This is a genomic window from Curtobacterium sp. PhB128, from assembly GCF_004340725.1.
Taxonomy (GTDB): Bacteria; Actinomycetota; Actinomycetes; order Actinomycetales; family Microbacteriaceae; genus Curtobacterium.
In genome coordinates this window covers 183331-202843 of sequence record NZ_SLUR01000005.1, presented here as the reverse complement: position 1 = coordinate 202843, position 19513 = coordinate 183331, and the positions used below count along the sequence as shown (strand labels likewise).

Sequence of the window (19513 nt, the reverse complement as noted above, 5' to 3'; positions counted from 1 at the left end):
TGCAACGCGGCGGCGCGGGGTTCTACTCCCGGTCGAACTCGCCGCTGCGGTCGCCACGGTCGGCGAGGTCGTCCACCGGGTCGGACTCCCCCGGCTCGTAGGTGAACTCGACCGAGGTCTGGTCGAGGACCTGACGGGACTTGGTGGCGCGGTAGGTGAAGGCCGTCTGCAGGCCCTCGACGTCGGCGAACACCGTGACCTCGTCGTCCAGCGCGTCGCTCGTCGCGGTGCGGGTGTCGGTCGTGCCGTCGAAGGGTCCGCCGTGGAAGATCGCGGTGTACTCGTCGCCTTCGTGGATGGTGATGTCGCTCATGCGTCCCTTCTACCAGGCGGTGCCTGTTGCGGCCTGGTGCGGCCTGTTGCGCAATGCATAGCATCGCTATATAGTTCAGCTATGGAAACAACGCGTGCGCAGACGATCGAGACGCTCCTCGTCTCCGTCAACCGCCTGATCCGCAGCGCCGCGCAGTCGACGGGCAACACCACGTCGGCCGCGGTCTGGCGCACGCTCGGCATCCTCGAGTCCGACGAGCCGCTCCGGCTCGGTGAACTCGCTGCGGCCTCGCGCGTGGCGCAGCCCACGATGACCCGGCTCGTCACGGGCATGCTCGCCGACGGCCTGGTCACGCGGAGCGTCGACCCCGACGACTCCCGTGGCCAGCTCATCGAGATCACCGACGCGGGCCGCGCCCGGCTCACCGCCTGGCGCGCCACGCTCACCGACACGGTCGGCCCGTTGTTCGCCGACCTCACCGACGACGACTGGGACGTGCTGCACCACGCGTCCGTCCTGATCGCCCAGCGCGCGACCACCAGAACGGAGACCACCGCGTGAACGCCCACGCACCTGCCGGCCAGTCCGGCTCCATCCTCAAGCAGTCCTCAGCGGTCTGGGCGATCGCCTTCGCCTGCGTCGTCGCCTTCATGGGCATCGGCCTCGTCGACCCGATCCTCCCCGCGATCGCTGGATCGCTCAAGGCGACCCCGGCGCAGACCGAGCTGCTCTTCACGAGCTACCTGGCCGTCACCGGCGTCGCGATGTTCTTCACGAGCTGGGTCTCGAGCCGCATCGGCGCGAAGCGCACCCTGCTCATCGGTCTGGCGCTCATCGTCGTGTTCTCGGTCCTCGCCGCGACGTCGAACAGCGTGTGGAGCATCATCGACTTCCGTGCCGGATGGGGCCTCGGCAACGCGCTCTTCATCTCCACCGCCCTGGCGACCATCGTCGGTGCAGCGTCGGGCGGGACCGCCTCGGCGATCATCCTGTACGAGGCAGCACTCGGCCTCGGCATCGCCGTCGGCCCACTCGTCGGCGGCCTGCTCGGGTCGGTGAGCTGGCGCGGCCCGTTCTTCGGTGTCACCACGCTGATGGCCGTCGCGTTCATCGCGATCGTGGCGCTCCTCAAGACCGGCAGCCTCGAGAAGCCCACGCCCACGAAGCTCTCGGCGCCGTTCCGCGCCCTCGGCCGTCCCGCACTCGCCGCACTCGCCGCGACCGCGCTCTTCTACAACATCGGCTTCTTCGTCCTGCTCGCCTACACGCCGTTCCCGCTCGGCTTCGGTGCGCTCGGGATCGGCTTCACGTTCTTCGGCTGGGGGCTCGGTCTCGCGATCACCTCCGTCTGGGTCGCCCCGATGCTCACCGCCCGTCTCCGCAGGACGACGGTGCTGAAGATCGCGCTGCCCCTGCTGGCACTCGACCTCTTCGCCGCGGCCGTCGTCGTGGACTCGCAGGTCGGCCTCATCATCTGCGTCATCATCGGTGGACTCGTGCTCGGTGTGCTGAACACGGTGCTCACGGAGTGCGTCATGGAGGCCACGGACCTGCCCCGCTCGGTCGCCTCGAGCGCGTACTCGGCCGTCCGCTTCATCGGCGGCGCCATCGCCCCGCCCGTCGCGACCCTGCTCGCCGACGCGTACGCCCCCTCGGCCGCGTACGTCTTCGCCGGAGCGTCCGTCGCCGTCGCGTTCGTCGTCATCCTCTGCACCACGAAGGTCCTGCGCCGCGTGGACGACGGTGCCGAGCCGGAGCGCGTCGAGGCCGAGGCGATCGGCGCCGGCGAGATGTCCTAGCTCTCCCGCGCCCTTCCCTTCCACGCCCCGCCCCCTCTTGCGCGAGCGGGCGAAACACCCGGGTGTCGCCAGACGCTGCCCGGGTACTTCGCCCGCTCGCGCTCTGCGCACTGAACGCGACCACATCCACTTGCCGTCGTCCGCCCAGCTGGCCGCGAGCGGGCGGAATGCCTGGGTCCCCTGCAACGTGGCCCGCGCATTTCGCCCGCTCGCGCTCTGCGCACTGGGCGCGACCAGCCTGGAGGCGCGGCGCCAGTCCGTCGGACCGCCACCGGGCCTCCCGGCAGTCACCACCACGGCCCCTCCGCCTCCGCCTCCGCGAGCGGGCGAAACACCCGGGTACCTCCCGACGCGGCCCGGGCATTTCGCCCGCTCGCGATGGCGCGGAGCGGCCAGAGCGCAGCCGCTCCCCAGCGTCTCGCTGAGCGTCTCGCCGAGCGGGCGAAATACCCCGCCACCCCGCCGCGCAACCGCGGCATTTCGCCCGCTCGCGCTCTGCGCACTAGACGCGACCAGCCGGGAGGCCCGACACCCGCCCGACGGACCGCCATCGGGCCTCCAGGCCGTCACCACCACCGCCCCACGCACCTCCGACACCGCCGCGACCGCGAGCGGGCGAAACACCCGTGTGCCTCGCGACGCGACCCGGGCATTTCGCCCGCTCGCGGGTTCGGGGACGCGACCGCGCACCAGCGCGCACCAGCCGCGGACGCGGCCGCGGACGCGACCGCGCACCGGCCGCGCACCACCTGCGCACGGGGCTCGCGCGGGCCGGGAATAGGATCGTGCACATGGCAACCGCGAATGACCGCCTCGTCTGGATCGACTGCGAGATGACCGGCCTCGACCTCGAGGTCGACGAACTCGTCGAGGTGGCCGTGGTCATCACCGACTTCGACCTCGAGCCCGTGCACCCCGGATTCGACATCGTGATCAAGCCGGACCAGTCCGCGCTCGACAACATGAACGAGTTCGTGACGAACATGCACGTCACGTCGGGGCTCATCGAGGAGATCCCGAACGGCGTCAGCCTGGCGGACGCCGAGTACCAGGTGCTCGAGTACATCCTCGAGCACGTCCCGGCCGAGGGCACCGCTCCCCTGGCCGGCAACACCATCGGCACCGACCGTGCGTTCCTGTCCAAGTACATGCCCCGCGTCGACGGCCACCTGCACTACCGCAGCGTCGACGTGTCGAGCATCAAGGAGCTCTGCCGCCGCTGGTTCCCGCGCGTGTACTTCAACTCTCCGGAGAAGCACGGTGGGCACCGTGCCCTCGCGGACATCCTCGAGTCGATCCGCGAGCTCGAGTACTACCGCCGCGCGGGCTTCGTCGCCGAGCCGGGGCCGACCACCGACGAGGTGCGTGCCGTCCAGGCCGAGGTCGTCGAGAAGTGGGAACCGCGCCTGGCGCAGCCCGCAGCCGAGTGACGACACGGGTGGTCGGCACCGCCCGCAGCATGTACTACTATTGAGTGGTCGCGCCGGTCCGCCGGTGTGTGCATGGTGGATATAGCTCAGTTGGTAGAGCGCCTGGTTGTGGTCTAGGAGGTCGCGGGTTCGAGACCCGTTATTCACCCCAGTCGAGGGAGAGCCCCAGTTGCGTGTGACGCAACCGGGGCTCTCCCTCTGTGTTTGTCTGGGCGCCTCCGGCGCCGTGCGGCTTCGCCGCGAGTGGTCAGGGCGGTGTGGGACGATCCCTGCGTGATGGAGATGTCCGCCGACGACTTCGAGCAGCTCGTGACCGACGAACTCGACCTGCTCCCCGACGAGATGGTCGACGGGCTCGACAACGTGGTGTTCGTGGTCGAGGACGAGCCGGAGAACGGCGAAGAGCTCTTCGGCGTGTACGACGGCATCGCGGCGACCGAGCGCGGGCAGTACGGCTTCGGTGAGCTGCCCGACCGCATCGTGGTGTTCCGCAAGCAGCACCTGGCCGAGTGCGACACCGTCGAGGAGCTCAAGGACGAGGTGCACACCACCCTCGTGCACGAGATCGGGCACTTCTACGGCATCGACGACGAGCGCCTGCACGAGCTCGGCTGGGCGTAGGCGCCCGACCGGCACCCGGCACCCGGCACCCGGCACCCGGCACCCGAGTTTCGGGCTCAGCGACACTCCTCGGGCGCACGAGCGCGAGAACTGTCGCTCACCGCGAAAGGTCGCGACGTGCCCGCGCCGCGCCCGCGCCCGCGCCGCGCGCGGCAGCGCCCCCTCAGAACCGCGTCGGCCCCACCTCGTGGTACTTCTCCCACGCGTCCACCGGCCCCCGCCCGTGCAGCGCGTACTCCCCCACGAGCCGCTCCTTGTAGACGGCCGGGTTGTGCGACGCCACGACGCGGGCGTTCCGCCAGTGCCGGTCCAGCGCGCGCGTCCGGTCGGCAGCGGACGCCCCGCCGACCTCGAACAGCTCGGAGCACGACCGCAGTACCCGCGGCCCGATCTCGACCTGCGCCTGGTAGACCGCGTTCTCGGCGGCGTCCAGCAGTGCGTGTTCGACCCCGACCCCCGGCTCGTTCGTCGCGACGACCTGGTCGAGCAGCCCCGCGGCAGCGACGACGAGCGACCGCGCGGTGAACGCCCCCGCGGACAACCGACCGAGGATCGCGAGCACCTGCGGGTCCCCGCCCGGCGTTGCCGCGTTCGCGTGGATGTACGTCCGGGTCCGCGGTCGCACGAAGGCGACCGCGTCGTCAGACACCGCCTGTCCGATCCCGGCCAGCACGGCCAGCAGGTACAGCTGGAAGAAGGCCTGGATGTGCGACAGCGGCGCGTCCTTGTACGCCGACACCACGGCGGGGTCGACCGGCACACCCTCGAAGACCGTGGTGCCGGACGCAGTCAGCCGCTGGCCGAACCCGTCCCAGTCGTCGACGCTCGTCACGCCCGGCGCGTCGACCGGCACGGCGAACGTCACGCGGTCGCCCGAGCGGTCCGCGGCCAGGTAGATCCAGTCGGCGTAGAGCGTGCCGGTCGAGTAGAACTTCCGCCCGTCGAGACGGAGGGAATCGCCAACAGGCGTCACCGTCGTCGAGATGTCGGCCAGGGTCGTGCCGGTCCGCTCCGAGGTCGCGTTCCCCACGATCGCCCCGTCGACGATCCGCTGCAGCCACTCGTCGCGCGACGCGGAGCCCGGCCGCAGCAGCACGAGTTCGGTGTACCCGAAGTGCCCACGCCACAGGTGCGCGATGTTCGAGTCCGCGGCCGCCAGGTCCGTCACCAGCTGCACGAGTTCGACCAGGGTCACGCCGAACCCGCCGCGGTCCTCGGGGACGCGCAGCCGGCCGAATCCGGCGTCGGCGAGTGCGCGGACCTCGGCGTGCGGCAACGGCCGGTCGCCGAGGCTGCCGGAAGCGAGCTCACGCTCGACCGCGCCCTCGCGGATGGTCGCGAACACGGGTGCGAAGCGTTCGCGCAGGGTCGCCAGACGATCGGCCGGGAGGCCCGTCACCCGTCCGTCGGTCGTCGTCGCGTCCGTCATGCGGTCACCTCCACGGCACGTGCCGCGTCCGCAGGCGCCGTCACGGTCGCGCTCACGCCGCCCGTGAACGCGCCGCGCCACTGCCGGGCGGGGTGCGAGTCCGGCAGCTGCGGGTGCCCGAAGAGCTTCTCGCGCAGGGTGCCCTCGCGGTACTCGGACTGCATCAGCCCACGCTCCTGCAGGGTGGGCGCGATGTGGTCGACGAACTCCTCGTACGAACCGGGCAAGGTCCAGTTGATGACGTTCACCCCGTCGACGCCGACGCGCTGCCAGTCCGCGAGTTCGTCGGCGATCTGGTCGGGCGTGCCGACGACCCGGGCACGGAGCTTGGCGGACAGGCGGGCGAGGTCGGCGATCGTGGGTTCGCGGTCGCCGGCGGCCTCGCGGAGCCACTGCAGGTGCGACTGCCCGGCGTGGGTGCGGACCTCGGACAGCGGGGTGTCCGGGTCGAGGGCCTCGCCGGTGTCCGGGTCGAAGCCGAGGTTCGAGTGCACCAGGAAGCCGTCGGCCGCCAGGTACTCGTCGATCTCCGCTTCCTTCGCCTTCGCCTCGGCCTCGGTGGACCCGGTGACGAAGGTCAGCCCGAGGAAGAACGCGATGTCCTCCCGCCGACGCCCGGCTGCCTGGGCGAGGTCGCGGGTCTCGCGGATGAGCTGCTCGGTGGCGTCGCGGTTCGAGGTCAGGATGAACTGAGCCTCGGCGTTCCGTGCCGCGAAGGCCCGACCGGCCGGCGAAGAGCCGGCCTGGAACAGCACCGGCGTCCGCTGCGGGCTCGGCGCGCTCAGGTGCGGCCCCTGCACGTCGTAGCGCTTCCCGTGGTGGTCGATGCGGTGCACCTTGTCGGGGTCGGCGTAGCCACGCACCGGGTCCTTCAGGACGGCGCCGTCCTCCCACGAGCCCTCCCAGAGCTTCGCGCAGACCTCGAGGTACTCCTCGGCCCAGACGTAGCGCTCGTCGTGCTCCTCGAGCCGGTCGGCGCCGAAGTTCCGGGCGGCGCTGTCGAGGGCGCTCGTGACGACGTTCCAGCCGATCCGGCCCCGGGTGATGTGGTCGAGGGTGGAGACCTTGCGGGCGAAGTCGAACGGGTGCGACTGGATGACGCTCGACGTGAACGCCAGGCCGAGGTGCTCGGTCGACACGGCGAGCGCGGAGAGCAGCACCGAGGGGTCGTTCGAGGGGATCTGCAGCCCCTCGCGCAGGTTGGTCGAGTAGTCGCCGCGTCCCGGCCCGTAGGTCCCGACGACGTCGGCGAAGAACATCGCGTCGAACTTGCCGCGCTCGAGGGTCTTCGCCAGGTCGGTCCAGAGCGTGACGTCGTCGAAGTCGGCCTGACGGGCGTCCGGGTGTCGCCAGAGGCCGTGCTGGATGTGCGACGTCGTGTTCATGACGAAGGCCGCGAAGCGCAGCGGGCGGTTCGGTGCATCGCTCATGCACCCCATCGTGGTCGGCGGGCACCGCCCGACGACAGCGACGTGACCTTCCGTTACGCGCGGTGTTCCCCCCGGCCCTGGAGGCGACCATGCTCCTGAGGCATGCCGACCCCGAGCACCGTCACCGCGCCTCCCGGCCGTCCCGCCGCACCGTCGACCACCGCGACCCGTCGTCGGGTCGCCCTCGCCTCGTTCGTCGGCACGACGGTCGAGTACTACGACTTCTACCTGTACGCGACGGCGTCCGCCCTGGTGTTCGCGCCCACGTTCTTCCCGTCGGTGACGCCGGCGGTCGGCGTGATCGCGTCGTTCGCGACCTACGGGGTCGGCTTCGTCGCGCGGCCGCTCGGCGGGGTGATCGCCGGGCACCTGGGTGACCGCATCGGACGGAAGAAGCTGCTCGTCGCCTCCCTGGTGCTGATGGGCATCGCGTCGACCCTGATCGGGGTCGTGCCGTCGGCGGCGACCATCGGGGTCGGTGCCGTCGTCGCGCTGGTGTTCCTGCGGCTGCTGCAGGGCGTCGCCGCCGGCGCGGAGTGGGGCGGGTCCGCGCTGCTGTCCGTCGAGCACGCACCCGAACGGCACCGCGGGCTGTTCGGGGCGTTCACGCAGATGGGGTCGGCGGGTGGGATGCTGCTCGCGACCGGCGTGTTCACCCTGGTGCGGTCCCTGCTCGGCAACGAGGTGTTCCTGGCCTGGGGCTGGCGGCTGCCGTTCCTGTTCTCCGCGGTGATCGTGGCCGTCGGCCTGGTGATCCGGCTCGGCGTGCAGGACGCTCCGGTGTTCCAGGAGCTGCGGGCCTCCGGCGGGGTCGAGCGGTTCCCGGTCTGGCAGGCGATCCGACACCACCCGCGCGCGATCCTGGTGACCGCCGGACTGCGCCTGGTGCAGCCCGCGCTGTACTCGATCCTGACGACGTACTCGCTGACCTACCTCGCAGCCGTACGGGGGCCGGCGGGCTCGGACGCCGGTCTGCAGGCGGTGCTCGTCATCTCGGCGGTGTCGCTCGTGTCGACGCCGTTCTGGGGGTGGCTGTCCGACCGGGTGGGACGCCGCGTGCTCACGATCTGGTCGGCCGTCGGCATCGCCGTGCTCATCTGGCCGTTCTTCGCGTTCCTCGACGCCGGGCCGCTCGTGCTGCTGCCGCTCGTGGCGCTGATCGGGATGTGCGTCTTCCACGACAGCATCTACGGGCCGCAGGCGGCCTGGTTCGCGGAGCAGTTCCCGACCGGTCGGCGGTACTCGGGGATGTCGCTCGGGTACCAGATCGGGTCGATCTTCTCCGTCGGGCTGACGCCGCTGCTCGCTGCGGTGTTCGTGGAGCTCGGTGGGGGCTCGCCGTGGATCCTGTGCGGGTACCTCGGGGTGTACGCGGTGTTGACCATCGTGGCGGCGGTGTTCGCGGTGGACCCGGTCGCGCGGGCGCGGGGCGCGGGGCGGGGCGGTGCGCGGGGCGGCGTGCGGGGCCGAGTCTCGCGGTGAGCGACAGTTCTCGCGCTCGGGCGTCCGTGAACTGTCGCTCAGCCCGAGACTCGGCGCGGCCAGCCCGAGACTCGCGGCGGCCGGTCCGCTACGTCCGCAGCACCACGTCGGCCAGGGACGCCGGGTCCTCGGCGGCGATGAAGTCCTGCTCCTGCGCCGCCCACCGGTCCCACTCGCGCGCGAAGGTGTCGCCGTCGCGGCCGATCGCCCGGTCCCAGCGGACTGCGTCGTCGGCCTCGAGCCACACCGCCAGCGAAGCCAACCGCACCGAGGCCCGGGACACCGCCCCGCAGCCCTCGATCACGATCGGCAGGTCGGGGTCGACCGCGGTCCACTCCGCCGGGCCGTCGGCCACCCAGTCCCACCGGCGGTACCCGCTGGGAGGCCCGAGCACGTCGCGGACCACGGCGTCGGCCGCCGCGCGGAGTCCGTCCCACCCCGGGTAGACGTCGTCGAGGTGCACGACCTGCGCCCCCAGCAGCTGCGCGAGCTGGTCGCCGAGAGTCGTCTTGCCGGTGCCGGAGCGGCCGTCGACGAGGACCACGAGGCGTCCGCCCGACGCTGCCGCGGCGCCGGCAGCAGCTGCGGTGACACCCGCGGCGAGACCGTCGCCGCCCGACGGGTCCACCGGGTCCGCCGGGTCCACCGGGTCCGCCGACTCACGCACGCCAGGTCCCCGCTGCCACGGCGACCGCGATCGACGCGACACCGATCCCGACGAGCACCGCGACCATCGCCCACTCCGGCCACGCGAACCGGGCGACCCGCGCCCACGTGCGTCGCCCGGGAGCCCCGAACCCGCGCGACTCCATCGCCACCGCCAACGTCGTCGCCCGTCGCAGCGCCAGGACCAGCAGCGCGAACGCCATCGACGCCCCGCGCCGCAGCCGTCCGGTGTCGGCAAGACCCCGCGCACGCCGCGCCATCGCGAGCTGCCGCCAGTCGTCCACCAGCAGCGTCATCATCCGGATGGCCGCGAGGGCCCCGAGCACGAACCGCGCCGGTAACCGCAGCACCTGCGCGAGCCCGTCGGCCAGGTCGGTGGGGTCGACGCCGATGAACAACGCGACCGCGGGCAGCCCCACCGCGAGCACGCGGAGCGCCGTCGCCAGGGCGAGCGTCAGCGACCCGTCGGTGACGTGGGCGAAGCCGAAGTCGAACCACTCCCGTCCGGAGGGTCGCCCGTACAGCGCGATGCTCACCGCCGTGAGCGGCACGGCCACCAGGACCGGTGACACCCGCAGCAGCAGGGTCCGCACCCGCAGCCGCAGGAGCGGCAGCAGGGCGAGCTCGACCGCGAGGGCGACGGCTGCGGACACGACGTCCAGGCTCAGCACGAGGCACACGCCGAGCGCGAGGACGCCGACGAGCGAGGCCACCGGTTGGACGGCGGCTCGGTCGGTTCGGTCGGTTCGGCCTGGAGGCGCGGCTCGGCCCGCCGCCGTCGGCACCGTCTCCGGGGTGGTCGCCGTCGCACCCCCCTGGTCGCGTTCCACGCGCTCTTGGTTGCCTTCCACGCGCCGGGCGCCGTCCGCCGCGAGCACGACCTCGTCGGCGTCGAGCGCCCGGATCAGGTCGCGGTCGTGCGTGACGGCGACGACGGTGGTGCCGTCGTCGGCGAGTGCTCCGAGGTGCCGGACGACGGCGTCCCACGTGGACCGGTCCTGCCCGGAGGTCGGTTCGTCGAGCACGACGACCGGCGGCCGCGCGGCGACGACCGCGGCGATGGCGAGCCGTCGCTGCTCGCCGCCGGACAGCGTGAACGGGTTGGCCTCGGCGAGGTGGGCGAGGCCGAACTCGCCGAGGAGCACGTCCGCCCGACCCGCGGCGTCCGGAGCACCGATCGCGCGGGGGCCGGCCTCGACCTCCTCGCGGACGGAGCCGGCGACGAACTGGTGCTCGGGGTCCTGGAAGACGGTACCGATGCGGGCGGCGAGTTCGCGGCTCGACCACGTGTGCGGCGCCGCGTCGAGGCCTGCGGCGAGGTCCGTCGTGGCCGTGAGCTCCCCCGCGACCGGAGGCAGGAGCCCCGCGAGCGTGAGGCCGAGCGTCGACTTGCCGATCCCGTTCGGCCCCGTGATCGCCAGGACCTGTCCGGCTCGGAGTTCGAGGTCGATCCCGCTGCCCACCCGCTGTCGCTTGCCCCGGGCAGTCCCGAGGTCCCGCGCCTCGAGCAGCGCGCCCGCTCCCGCGCCCACCCCCGCCCCGACGCCCGCGCCCTCGCCGAGCGGGCGAAATGCCGCGGCCCCCTCGGCCGCCGTCTCGGGCATTTCGCCCGTTCGCGCAGCCGCACGGAACTCGTCGCCCGCCACCTCTCCGGCCCCCTCGCCGAGCGGGAGAAATGCCGCGGTCCCCTCGGCAGTCGACCCGGGCATTTCGCCCGTTCGCGCAGCCGCAGCCACAGCCGCAGCCGCAGCACGCCGCCCGCGGGCCGCGCCACGCTCCGGCTCGGCGCCGGGCACCCACACCCCGGCCGCGGTGAGCGCTGCGCCGTGGCGCGCGAGCACCTCGGCAGGCGCGCCGTCCGCGACGACCCCGCCGCCGGGCTCGAGCAGCACGAGCCGGTCGACCAGGTCGAGCCAGGTGCCGATCCGGTGCTCCACCACGAGCAGGGTCGCCCCCGTCTCGTCGAGCAGTGCGCGCACGGCGTCGTGCACCTGGGCCACGCCGGCCGGGTCGAGGTTCGCGCAGGGTTCGTCGAGCACGAGGGCTCCCGGACGCATCGCGAGCACCCCGGCGAGCGCCAGTCGTTGCCGCTGGCCGCCGGAGAGCATCGCGGTCGAACGGTCGAGCGCCAGGTCGAGCCCGACGACCGCGAGCGCCGACCGCACCCGTGCCCAGGTCTCGTCGCGCGGGACGCCGAGGTTCTCGCACCCGAAGGCCACGTCGTCGCCGATCCGCGACATCACGGTGTGCGCCTCGGGGTCCTGCATGACGAGGCCGACACGCCCGCGGACCGCGCGGGGGTCGGCGCCGTCGACCAGGACCGAGCCCTGCACCGAAGCAGCGGTGTCGTCGGTGGGGTCGGGCTCGTCGGGCAGCACGGCGGCCACTGCCCGGAGCAGCGTCGACTTTCCGGAGCCGGACGGCCCGACGATCGCGACCCGCTCCCCCGGCTCGACGGTCAGGTCGACGCCACGGACGGCCCACTCGGCGCGTTCGGGGTAGCGCCATCCCCAGTCGCGGAACGCGATGCGCGCGGCGCGCACGCCGACGACGTCCGGGGACGTCGACGACGGAGCCGACACCGTCACACCAGTTCGCGCGGCCGACGCCGGCTGTGCTCCCGGCCGGCCGCGAACGAGGACAGCACGCCGGTGCGTGCGAGCGCCCGGACGACCAGCCACGAGCCGGCGCCCGCGATGACGGCGCCCGACACGATCGCGCACACGACGTAGACGACCTTGAACGCGGCGTCGAGACCCGGGTACCACAGCACGGTGTCGTTGATGCCGAGCGCGAGGCCGGCTGCGGCGCCGGCCAGGACGACGACCGGCAGCCGGTACACGCGGTACAGGAAGAGTGCGAGGACGATCTCGGCGCCGAGTCCCTGGACCAGTCCGGCCTCGAGCGTCAGCCACCCCCACTGCGTGCCGAACAGTGCCTCGACGGACGCGGCGACCATCTCACCGTAGAGCGCGGCGCCGGGCTTGCGGACGACGATCGCGACGAGCGGGCCGGCGAGCAACCAGACTCCGCCGAACAGGGCCTTCGTGCCCGGGAGGACGAGGTCCATGACGGCGCTGATGGGTTCGTAGCCGAACTCCCACAGCCGGAAGACGACGCCGAGTGCCACCGCGAGCACGCTCGCGACGACGATGTCGACGACCCGCCAGCGCAGCGATCGCCGCGGGGCGGTGTGGACGGTTGATGACGTGCCAGAAGACATGGTGCTGGACTCCTCCCTGCGCCGGCATGATCCGGATCAGGTTCGACGGTCGGAGCGCCACTCGCTCCCTCTCAGCCCGGCGGTCCCGGACTCCCGTGTGTGTCCCAGCAGTCTAGACGTGGTCGCGACCACGTGACGGGTCGCGACCACACATCGGACGGGAGGCCCGTGGCGGGTCCGCCACGGGCCTCCCGTCCGGTGTGTCGCTACTTCTTCAGGACGCGCACCAGTTTGCGGAGCACGGTGCCGGTCACCCAGACGAGCGGGATGCTCACGGCGACGAGCGAGATGAGGTTCGGCTCGAACTCGAGGTCCTTGCCGGGGCGACGGATGTACGCGCCGACCGGGATCGACGCGCCGCCGCCACCGCCGCCGCCGTTCTCGTCGTCCCCGCCGCCCCCGAAGCCGAACCAGCCGAGGGACACCGGGATGAGGGTCTGGTCGCCGACCTCGACGGGGTCTCCGTAGTTCGTGGAGACGCCGATCGGGCGTACCTTGTCTGCGATCTGCGTGACGATGTTGGCCATGCGCGCGACGCTACTCGTCCGTTCCTCCACAGGGCGGGCCACGCGCGCACGGGTACACAGCTGGTGCTTGTCTGCGGACGCGGACGGGTGTCACCGATATGTTGGCGCGACCATCACCTGGAGGACCGTTTGCACACCTGGCCCGGCAACCCGTACCCGCTCGGGGCGACCTACGACGGAAGCGGCACGAACTTCGCGCTCTTCAGTGAGGTCGCCGAGCGCGTCGAACTCTGTCTGTTCGACACCGACGGCAACGAAGAGTGCATCCCCCTCGTCGAGGTCGACGCCTACGTCTGGCACGCGTACCTGCCGAACGTCGGCCCCGGCCAGGAGTACGGCTTCCGTGTCCACGGCCCGTACGACCCCGACAACGGTGCACGCTGCAACCCGTCGAAGCTCCTGCTCGACCCCTACGCCAAGGCGACGAGCGGCGAGATCGACTGGGACCAGTCGCTCTTCGCCTACACGTTCGGCGACCCGGACTCGACGAACGACGACGACTCCGCGGCGCACATGATGAAGGGCGTCGTGATCAACCCGTTCTTCGACTGGCAGGGCGACCGCGCACCGCGCACGCCCTACGGCGAGACGGTCATCTACGAAGCGCACGTCAAGGGCCTCACCGAGACCCACCCCGACGTGCCCGAAGAGCAGCGCGGCACCTACGCCGGCGTCTCGCACCCCGCGGTCATCGAGCACCTGAAGCGACTCGGCATCACGACGCTCGAGCTCATGCCGGTGCACCAGTTCGTGAACGACTCGACCCTGCAGGACAAGGGGCTGTCGAACTACTGGGGCTACAACACCATCGGCTTCTTCGCGCCGCACTCCTCGTACTCGTCCTCGGGCGACCAGGGGCAGCAGGTGCAGGAGTTCAAGACGATGGTGCGGGAGCTCCACCGCGCCGGCATCGAGGTCGTGCTCGACGTCGTCTACAACCACACCGCCGAGGGCAACCACCTCGGGCCGACGCTGTCGTTCCGCGGCATCGACAACGCGGCGTACTACCGCCTGGTCGACGACGACAAGAAGTTCTACATGGACTACACGGGCACCGGGAACTCGCTCAACGTCGGGCACCCGCACTCGCTGCAGCTCATCCTCGACTCGCTGCGCTACTGGGTGACCGAGATGCACGTCGACGGCTTCCGATTCGACCTCGCCTCGGCGCTCGCCCGCGAGTTCTACGAGGTGGACCGACTGTCCGCGTTCTTCGAGCTCGTGCAGCAGGACCCGATCGTGTCGCAGGTCAAGCTCATCGCCGAGCCGTGGGACGTCGGCCCCGGTGGCTACCAGGTCGGCAACTTCCCGCCCCAGTGGTCCGAGTGGAACGGCAAGTACCGCGACACCGTGCGCGACTTCTGGCGCGGTGAGTCGTCGACCCTCGGTGAGTTCGCGTCGCGCATCTCCGGCTCGGCCGACCTGTACGAGCACGACGGCCGGACGCCCAAGGCGAGCATCAACTTCATCACCGCGCACGACGGCTTCACGCTGTACGACCTCGTCGCCTACAACGAGAAGCACAACGACGCCAACGGCGAGGACAACAACGACGGCGAGAGCCACAACCGGTCCTGGAACTCGGGCGCCGAGGGTCCGACGGACGACGAGTCCGTGAACGCCCTGCGGCTCCAGCGCCGCCGGAACTTCCTGGCGACCCTGCTCCTCAGCCAGGGCGTGCCGATGATCGCCCACGGTGACGAGCTCGGCCGTTCGCAGTCCGGCAACAACAACGTCTACGCACAGGACTCCGAGCTCAGCTGGATCGACTGGGACACCGCGGACGACGACCTCGTCCAGTTCACGGCCGACGTGGTCAAGCTGCGCCACGACCACCCGACGTTCCGTCGCACCCGGTACTTCAACGGGCGCCCGGTGCGCCGTGGTCAGGACGAGCCGCTGCCCGACGTGGTCTGGCTGACGCCCGAGGGCGACGCCATGTCGCCGGAGGACTGGGACTCCGGTTTCGGCAAGAGCGTCGGCATGTACCTGAACGGCGACGGCATCCGCGGGCGTGACTCCCGCGGCGAGCGCGTCACCGACGTGGCGTTCATCACGTACTTCAACGCCCACGACGACGTCGTGACGTTCACGCTGCCGACCGAGGAGTACGCACCCGGCTGGACGGTCCGCATCGACACCGCCGAGCCCGGTGCCCGCGACGAGATCGTCGAGGCAGGTACCCCGCTCGACGTGCCCGCGCGCTCGATGATCGTCCTGCGTGCCGAGCCGAACCACGAGGTCTCGGTCACCCCGGTCGAGGTCCAGCACCACGACGGGGCCCCCGAGCCCCGGTCCCCGCAGGACGCCGTCACCCCGGCCAACCCGGCCGGTTCCACCGCACCGAGCGGCACCGCGCGATGACGACCGGCACGACGGGGGCCGGGCGTCGCGTGCCCGTCTCGACGTACCGGCTGCAGGTGTCGGCGGACTTCGACCTGGCCGCCGCACGCGACCTCGTCGACTACGTGCACGACCTCGGGGCCGACTGGCTGTACCTGTCGCCGGTCCTGCAGTCGGAGCCCGGCTCGAACCACGGCTACGACGTCGTCGACCACACGCACGTCGACACCGACCGCGGCGGTGACGAGGCCCTCCGGGTCCTCGCCGAGGCCGCGCACGCGGTCGGGCTCGGCGTGCTGGTCGACGTCGTCCCGAACCACGTCGGGGTCGCCACCCCGGCGGTCAACCCGTGGTGGTGGTCCCTGCTCGAACTCGGCCAGGGCTCCCCCGTCGCCTGGGCGTTCGACGTCGACTGGGACGCCGGCGACGGCAAGGTCCGGGTGCCGGTCCTCGACGACCGGCTGCTCGACGCGGTCACGCTCGACACGTCCGACGCCGAGCACCCGGTGCTCCGGGTCGGCGACACTGCGTACCCGACCGCGCCGGGCACCGCCCACCCGGGCGACTCGGTCGAGGCCGTGCACGCGCTGCAGCACTACGCGTTCGTGCACTGGAAGCGTGCGGACCACGAGCTGAACTACCGCCGGTTCTTCGCGGTGAACACGCTCGCGGCCATCCGGGTCGAGGAACCCGAGGTGTTCGCGGCGTCGCACGGCGTCATCGGCGGCTGGTTCCGCGACGGCCTCGTCGACGGACTGCGCATCGACCACCCGGACGGACTGTACGACCCCGCCGGCTACCTGCAGGACCTCGCCGAGCTGACCGGCGGTGCGTACACCCTCGTCGAGAAGATCCTCGAACCCGGCGAGGAACTCCCGAGCTCCTGGCCGGTCGACGGCACGACCGGGTACGACGCGCTCGGCGTCCTGGACCGTGTGCTCGTCGACCCCGCGGGCGAACCCTCGCTGACCGCGGCATCGGGCGCGGAGCCCGCCGAGTGGCAGCAGCTGACGCACGACACCCGCCGCGGCATCGCCGACGGGATCCTCGGCAGCGAGGTCGAGCGACTCGCCCGACTGCTCGCGCCGGTCACCGCCGGAGCGGACGCGATCACGCACGAACGGCTCGTCGACGCCCTCGCCGAGGTCGTGGCGTCGTTCGACGTGTACCGCACCTACCTGCCCGAGGGCGCCCACCATCTCATCGCGGCGCTCGAACGCGCGGCAGAGGCCCGTCCCGACCTCGACGACGTCATCGACCGGATCGCCCCGGCGCTCGTCGACCCGGACAACGCCGCCGCGATCCGCCTGCAGCAGACGAGCGGCATGGTGATGGCCAAGGGCGTCGAGGACACCGCGTTCTACCGCACGTCCCGCTTGACGTCCCTGAGCGAGGTCGGTGGTGACCCGAGCGTGTTCGCGGTGTCCGTGGCCGACTTCCACCAGGCGCAGCGCGACCGGCTCGGCAGCTGGCCGCACACCATGACGACGCTCACCACCCACGACACGAAGCGCAGCGAGGACACCCGCGCACGCATCGCGGTCCTGGCCGAGCTCGGCAGCGAGTGGGCCGACACGCTCGACCGGTTGCAGTCCCTCGTCCCGCTCGAGGACCGCGTGTTCGCCGACCTGCTCTGGCAGGCGATCGTCGGTGCCCGTCCCGCGAGTCGTGAGCGGCTGCACGCCTACGCCGAGAAGGCATCCCGCGAAGCCGGCGACAGCACCACCTGGACCGAGCCGGACACGGCGTTCGAGGAGCGCATGCACGCCCTCGTCGACGCGGCGTTCGACGAGCCCGCCGTGGTGGCCGTGCTCGATGCCCTCGACGAACGGATCGACGCGGCTGGGTGGTCGAACGGGCTCGCGCAGAAGCTCGTGCAGCTCACGGCACCCGGCGTCCCCGACGTCTACCAGGGCACCGAGTTCTGGGACCGGTCCCTCGTCGACCCCGACAACCGCCGGGCCGTGGACTACGCCGAGCGGCGCCACGTCCTCGCCGAGATCGACGGCCCGGACGACGACGGCCCCGAGGACCTCCCGGCGATCGGGATCGACGGCGCCGCGAAGCTCCTCGTGACCGCCCGTGCACTCCGTCTCCGCCGCGACCACCCGGAGCTCTTCACGCGGTACCTCGCGCTCGAGGCGACGGGCAGCGCGGCGGACCACGTCGTCGCGTTCGACCGCGGCGGTGCCGTGACGATCGCCACGCGACTGCCGATCGGGCTCGAACGGGTCGGAGGCTGGGGTGACACCCTCGTGCACGCCGTCCCCGTCGACCGGGTCGACCTGCTCACCGGCAGGACCTTCGCGGCCAGCCGGGGCATCGCCCTCGCGGACCTGCTCACCACCTACCCGGTCGCGCTGCTCGTACCGGCCGCCACGGTCGGGGAACCCGGCCACGCCGACACGGTGACCGACGCGTCCGGCGCGGAACGGGCCTCCCGGTCGACCGCCCGGACCACCCCGGCGACCGAGTCCGACGCGCAAGCGGAGATCGACATCCTGGAGGGTCACGCATGACCGCACCCGACCGTTACGCCGTCTGGGCGCCCGAGCCGGACCGCGTCCGGCTGGTCGTCGACGACGTCGAGTACCCGCTGACCCGGGGCGACGACGACTGGTGGTCGACCGACGCGATCATGCCGGTCGTCGGTGCCCGCTACGGGTTCCGCCTCGGCGACGACGACGCGGTGCGCCCCGACCCCCGCAGTCGCTTCCAGCCGGACGGGGTGCACGGTACGTCCGCCGTCGTCGACCCCGCGCGCTTCGCGTGGACCGACGAGTCGTGGACCGGGCGTCCAGCCCGCGGCGCCGTGATCTACGAGATGCACGTCGGCACCTACACGCCGGAGGGCACCCTCGACGCGGCGGCGCAGAAGCTCGACCACCTGGTCGAGCTCGGCGTCGAGTTCGTCGAACTGCTGCCCGTGAACGGTGTGAACGGCGAGTGGAACTGGGGCTACGACGGGGTCGCCTGGTACGCGGTGCACGCCCCGTACGGCGGCCCGGACGCCTACGACCGGTTCGTCGACACGGCGCACTCACTCGGCCTGGGCGTCATCCAGGACGTCGTCTACAACCACCTCGGGCCGAGCGGCAACTACCTGCCGCTGTACGGGCCGTACCTGGTGCAGGGGCTCGCGAACACGTGGGGCGACTCGGTGAACGTCGAGCACCCCGAGGTCCGTCGGTACGTGCTCGACAACGTGCGCATGTGGTTCCGCGACCACCACGTCGACGGGCTCCGGCTCGACGCCGTGCACGCGATCCGCGACACCACGCGGCCGCACGTCCTGGCCGAGATGGCCGACGAGACGGACGCCTACGGTTCCTTCGTCGGTCGTCCGCTGTCGCTGATCGCCGAGTCGGACCTCAACGACCCGGTGATGTTCCGCCCGCGGGAAGCCGCCGGGTACGGGCTCGCCGGACAGTGGTCCGACGACTTCCACCACGCCGTGCACGTGGCGCTGACGGGCGAGACGAACGGCTACTACGCCGACTTCGCACCGCTGTCGGCGCTCGCGAAGGTGCTCGACCACGGGTTCTTCCACGACGGCACGTGGTCGTCGTTCCGTGGCCGGCGCCACGGGCAACCGATCGACCGCGGGACTTCCCCGGCGACTGCCCTGGTCGTCACGAACCAGAACCACGACCAGATCGGCAACCGCGCGGCGGGCGACCGTCTGGCGGCGACGCTCGACGACGAAGGCCTCGTCATCGCTGCGGCACTGACGCTGCTCGGTCCGTTCACACCCATGCTGTTCATGGGCGAGGAGTTCGCCGCGACGACACCGTGGCAGTTCTTCACGTCGCACCCGGAGCCCGAGCTCGGCAAGGCGACGGCCGAGGGCCGCATCCGCGAGTTCGCGGAGCACGGCTGGGACGAGTCGGCCGTGCCGGACCCGCAGGACCCGACGACGTTCACGAACTCGAAGCTCGACTGGGCCGACGTCAGTTCCGAGCGGGGTGCGGCGATCCTGCAAGCCTACCGGGTGCTCGTCGCCCTGCGCCGGACCGACCAGGCCTTCGTCGACCACCGGTACGAGGCGAACGCCGTGCAGTTCAGCGAGGACCGCCGGTGGCTGGTGCTCACGCGTGGGCTGCTCGGACCGGACGTGGCACCCGTGCACGTCGTGGTGAACTTCCTCGACGACGCAGCCGAGGTGCCGGTCCCCGGTGCCACCGGCGAAGAGCTCTACCGGTTCGGAGCGGCCGAGGTCGCGACGGACTGCGTGCGGTTCCGCGGGCGGGGCGTGGTGGTGCTGCGCTAGTCGCTGCACTGTCACCGAA

15 protein-coding genes, 1 tRNA gene and 1 riboswitch are annotated in these 19513 nt (G+C 71.8%); of the genes, 9 read left to right on the top strand and 7 right to left on the bottom strand.

From position 1 onward, the window contains the following. Window positions 1–22: 22 nt before the first annotated feature. A complete protein-coding gene (locus EDF23_RS10760) occupies window positions 23–313 on the bottom strand; it encodes an oligoribonuclease (protein WP_111086801.1) in 291 nt (96 codons plus the stop codon). An 81-nt stretch (window positions 314–394) separates the two neighbouring features. Between EDF23_RS10760 and EDF23_RS10755 the strand changes: the two genes are divergently transcribed. From EDF23_RS10755 to EDF23_RS10735, 5 genes are all read left to right on the top strand, one after another. Beyond that, a complete protein-coding gene (locus tag EDF23_RS10755; RefSeq protein ID WP_131921641.1) occupies window positions 395–835 on the top strand; it encodes a MarR family transcriptional regulator in 441 nt (146 codons plus the stop codon). Continuing rightward, on the top strand, window positions 832–2073 hold the full coding sequence (locus EDF23_RS10750; protein ID WP_131878453.1) for an MFS transporter: 1242 nt from the start codon (window positions 832–834) through the stop codon (window positions 2071–2073). The genes EDF23_RS10755 and EDF23_RS10750 overlap by 4 nt, the downstream gene beginning before the upstream one ends. 791 nt (window positions 2074–2864) lie before the next feature. Beyond that, the gene (gene orn, locus EDF23_RS10745) at window positions 2865–3503 is read left to right on the top strand and encodes an oligoribonuclease (protein ID WP_123294017.1); all 639 of its coding nucleotides are present in this window, start codon (window positions 2865–2867) and stop codon (window positions 3501–3503) included. A 75-nt stretch (window positions 3504–3578) separates the two neighbouring features. Beyond that, window positions 3579–3654: transfer RNA gene (locus EDF23_RS10740), tRNA-His, on the top strand. A 125-nt stretch (window positions 3655–3779) separates the two neighbouring features. After that, window positions 3780–4124: a metallopeptidase family protein gene (locus tag EDF23_RS10735; RefSeq protein ID WP_123341128.1), complete on the top strand. Its 345-nt coding sequence runs from the start codon at window positions 3780–3782 to the stop codon at window positions 4122–4124. 163 nt (window positions 4125–4287) lie between these two features. Here the strand turns inward: EDF23_RS10735 and EDF23_RS10730 are convergent, their stop codons facing one another. Together EDF23_RS10730 and EDF23_RS10725 are read right to left on the bottom strand one after the other, a co-directional pair. Then, window positions 4288–5553, bottom strand: a complete 1266-nt coding sequence (locus EDF23_RS10730; RefSeq protein ID WP_131921640.1) for an acyl-CoA dehydrogenase family protein — start codon at window positions 5551–5553, stop codon at window positions 4288–4290. After that, window positions 5550–6983 carry an LLM class flavin-dependent oxidoreductase gene (locus EDF23_RS10725; protein WP_131921639.1) on the bottom strand — a complete coding sequence of 478 codons (1434 nt, stop codon included), beginning with the start codon at window positions 6981–6983 and terminating at the stop codon, window positions 5550–5552. Before EDF23_RS10725 ends, EDF23_RS10730 begins: the two co-directional genes overlap by 4 nt. 102 nt (window positions 6984–7085) lie before the next feature. On the opposite strand from EDF23_RS10725, the gene EDF23_RS10720 reads away from it, so the two are divergent. Next, window positions 7086–8465, top strand: coding sequence for an MFS transporter (locus EDF23_RS10720; protein WP_131921638.1), 1380 nt, complete (start codon window positions 7086–7088; stop codon window positions 8463–8465). An 88-nt stretch (window positions 8466–8553) separates the two neighbouring features. On the opposite strand, the gene EDF23_RS10715 is transcribed toward EDF23_RS10720, so the two are convergent. The 4 genes from EDF23_RS10715 to EDF23_RS10700 form a co-directional block, all read right to left on the bottom strand. Then, window positions 8554–9132 carry an ATP-binding protein gene (locus EDF23_RS10715; protein WP_243648890.1) on the bottom strand — a complete coding sequence of 193 codons (579 nt, stop codon included), beginning with the start codon at window positions 9130–9132 and terminating at the stop codon, window positions 8554–8556. After that, window positions 9125–11674 (bottom strand): ATP-binding cassette domain-containing protein, encoded by a 2550-nt coding sequence (locus EDF23_RS10710; RefSeq protein ID WP_207895478.1) that lies wholly within the window; start codon window positions 11672–11674, stop codon window positions 9125–9127. Before EDF23_RS10710 ends, EDF23_RS10715 begins: the two co-directional genes overlap by 8 nt. A 41-nt stretch (window positions 11675–11715) precedes the next feature. Further along, entirely contained in the window at window positions 11716–12354 is a 639-nt protein-coding gene (locus tag EDF23_RS10705) for an ECF transporter S component (protein WP_123294023.1), read from the bottom strand. Beyond that, a riboswitch (TPP riboswitch) is annotated at window positions 12350–12461 on the bottom strand. (Overlaps the previous gene by 5 nt.) Window positions 12462–12560: 99 nt before the next feature. Then, a complete protein-coding gene (locus tag EDF23_RS10700; RefSeq protein ID WP_111086838.1) occupies window positions 12561–12881 on the bottom strand; it encodes a hypothetical protein in 321 nt (106 codons plus the stop codon). 129 nt (window positions 12882–13010) lie between these two features. Here EDF23_RS10700 and glgX point away from each other — a divergent pair, with 129 nt between their 5' ends. The 3 genes from glgX to treZ are packed head-to-tail and all read left to right on the top strand — an operon-like array spanning window position 13011 to window position 19494. Further along, window positions 13011–15245 carry a glycogen debranching protein GlgX gene (glgX, locus tag EDF23_RS10695; protein ID WP_131921636.1) on the top strand — a complete coding sequence of 745 codons (2235 nt, stop codon included), beginning with the start codon at window positions 13011–13013 and terminating at the stop codon, window positions 15243–15245. Continuing rightward, entirely contained in the window at window positions 15242–17743 is a 2502-nt protein-coding gene (gene treY, locus EDF23_RS10690) for a malto-oligosyltrehalose synthase (RefSeq protein ID WP_131921635.1), read from the top strand. The genes glgX and treY overlap by 4 nt, the downstream gene beginning before the upstream one ends. Further along, the gene (gene treZ, locus EDF23_RS10685) at window positions 17740–19494 is read left to right on the top strand and encodes a malto-oligosyltrehalose trehalohydrolase (protein WP_131921634.1); all 1755 of its coding nucleotides are present in this window, start codon (window positions 17740–17742) and stop codon (window positions 19492–19494) included. The genes treY and treZ overlap by 4 nt, the downstream gene beginning before the upstream one ends. The last annotated feature ends 19 nt before the right edge of the window (window positions 19495–19513 follow it).

Coding starts and splice junctions, on each gene's coding strand:
- EDF23_RS10760 (WP_111086801.1), bottom strand. CDS start 313: ATGAGCGACATCACCATCCACGAAGGCGACGAGTACACCGCGATCTTC.
- EDF23_RS10755 (WP_131921641.1), top strand. CDS start 395: ATGGAAACAACGCGTGCGCAGACGATCGAGACGCTCCTCGTCTCCGTC.
- orn (WP_123294017.1), top strand. CDS start 2,865: ATGGCAACCGCGAATGACCGCCTCGTCTGGATCGACTGCGAGATGACC.
- EDF23_RS10735 (WP_123341128.1), top strand. CDS start 3,780: ATGGAGATGTCCGCCGACGACTTCGAGCAGCTCGTGACCGACGAACTC.
- EDF23_RS10730 (WP_131921640.1), bottom strand. CDS start 5,553: ATGACGGACGCGACGACGACCGACGGACGGGTGACGGGCCTCCCGGCC.
- EDF23_RS10725 (WP_131921639.1), bottom strand. CDS start 6,983: ATGAGCGATGCACCGAACCGCCCGCTGCGCTTCGCGGCCTTCGTCATG.
- EDF23_RS10720 (WP_131921638.1), top strand. CDS start 7,086: ATGCCGACCCCGAGCACCGTCACCGCGCCTCCCGGCCGTCCCGCCGCA.
- EDF23_RS10705 (WP_123294023.1), bottom strand. CDS start 12,354: ATGTCTTCTGGCACGTCATCAACCGTCCACACCGCCCCGCGGCGATCG.
- EDF23_RS10700 (WP_111086838.1), bottom strand. CDS start 12,881: ATGGCCAACATCGTCACGCAGATCGCAGACAAGGTACGCCCGATCGGC.
- treY (WP_131921635.1), top strand. CDS start 15,242: ATGACGACCGGCACGACGGGGGCCGGGCGTCGCGTGCCCGTCTCGACG.
- treZ (WP_131921634.1), top strand. CDS start 17,740: ATGACCGCACCCGACCGTTACGCCGTCTGGGCGCCCGAGCCGGACCGC.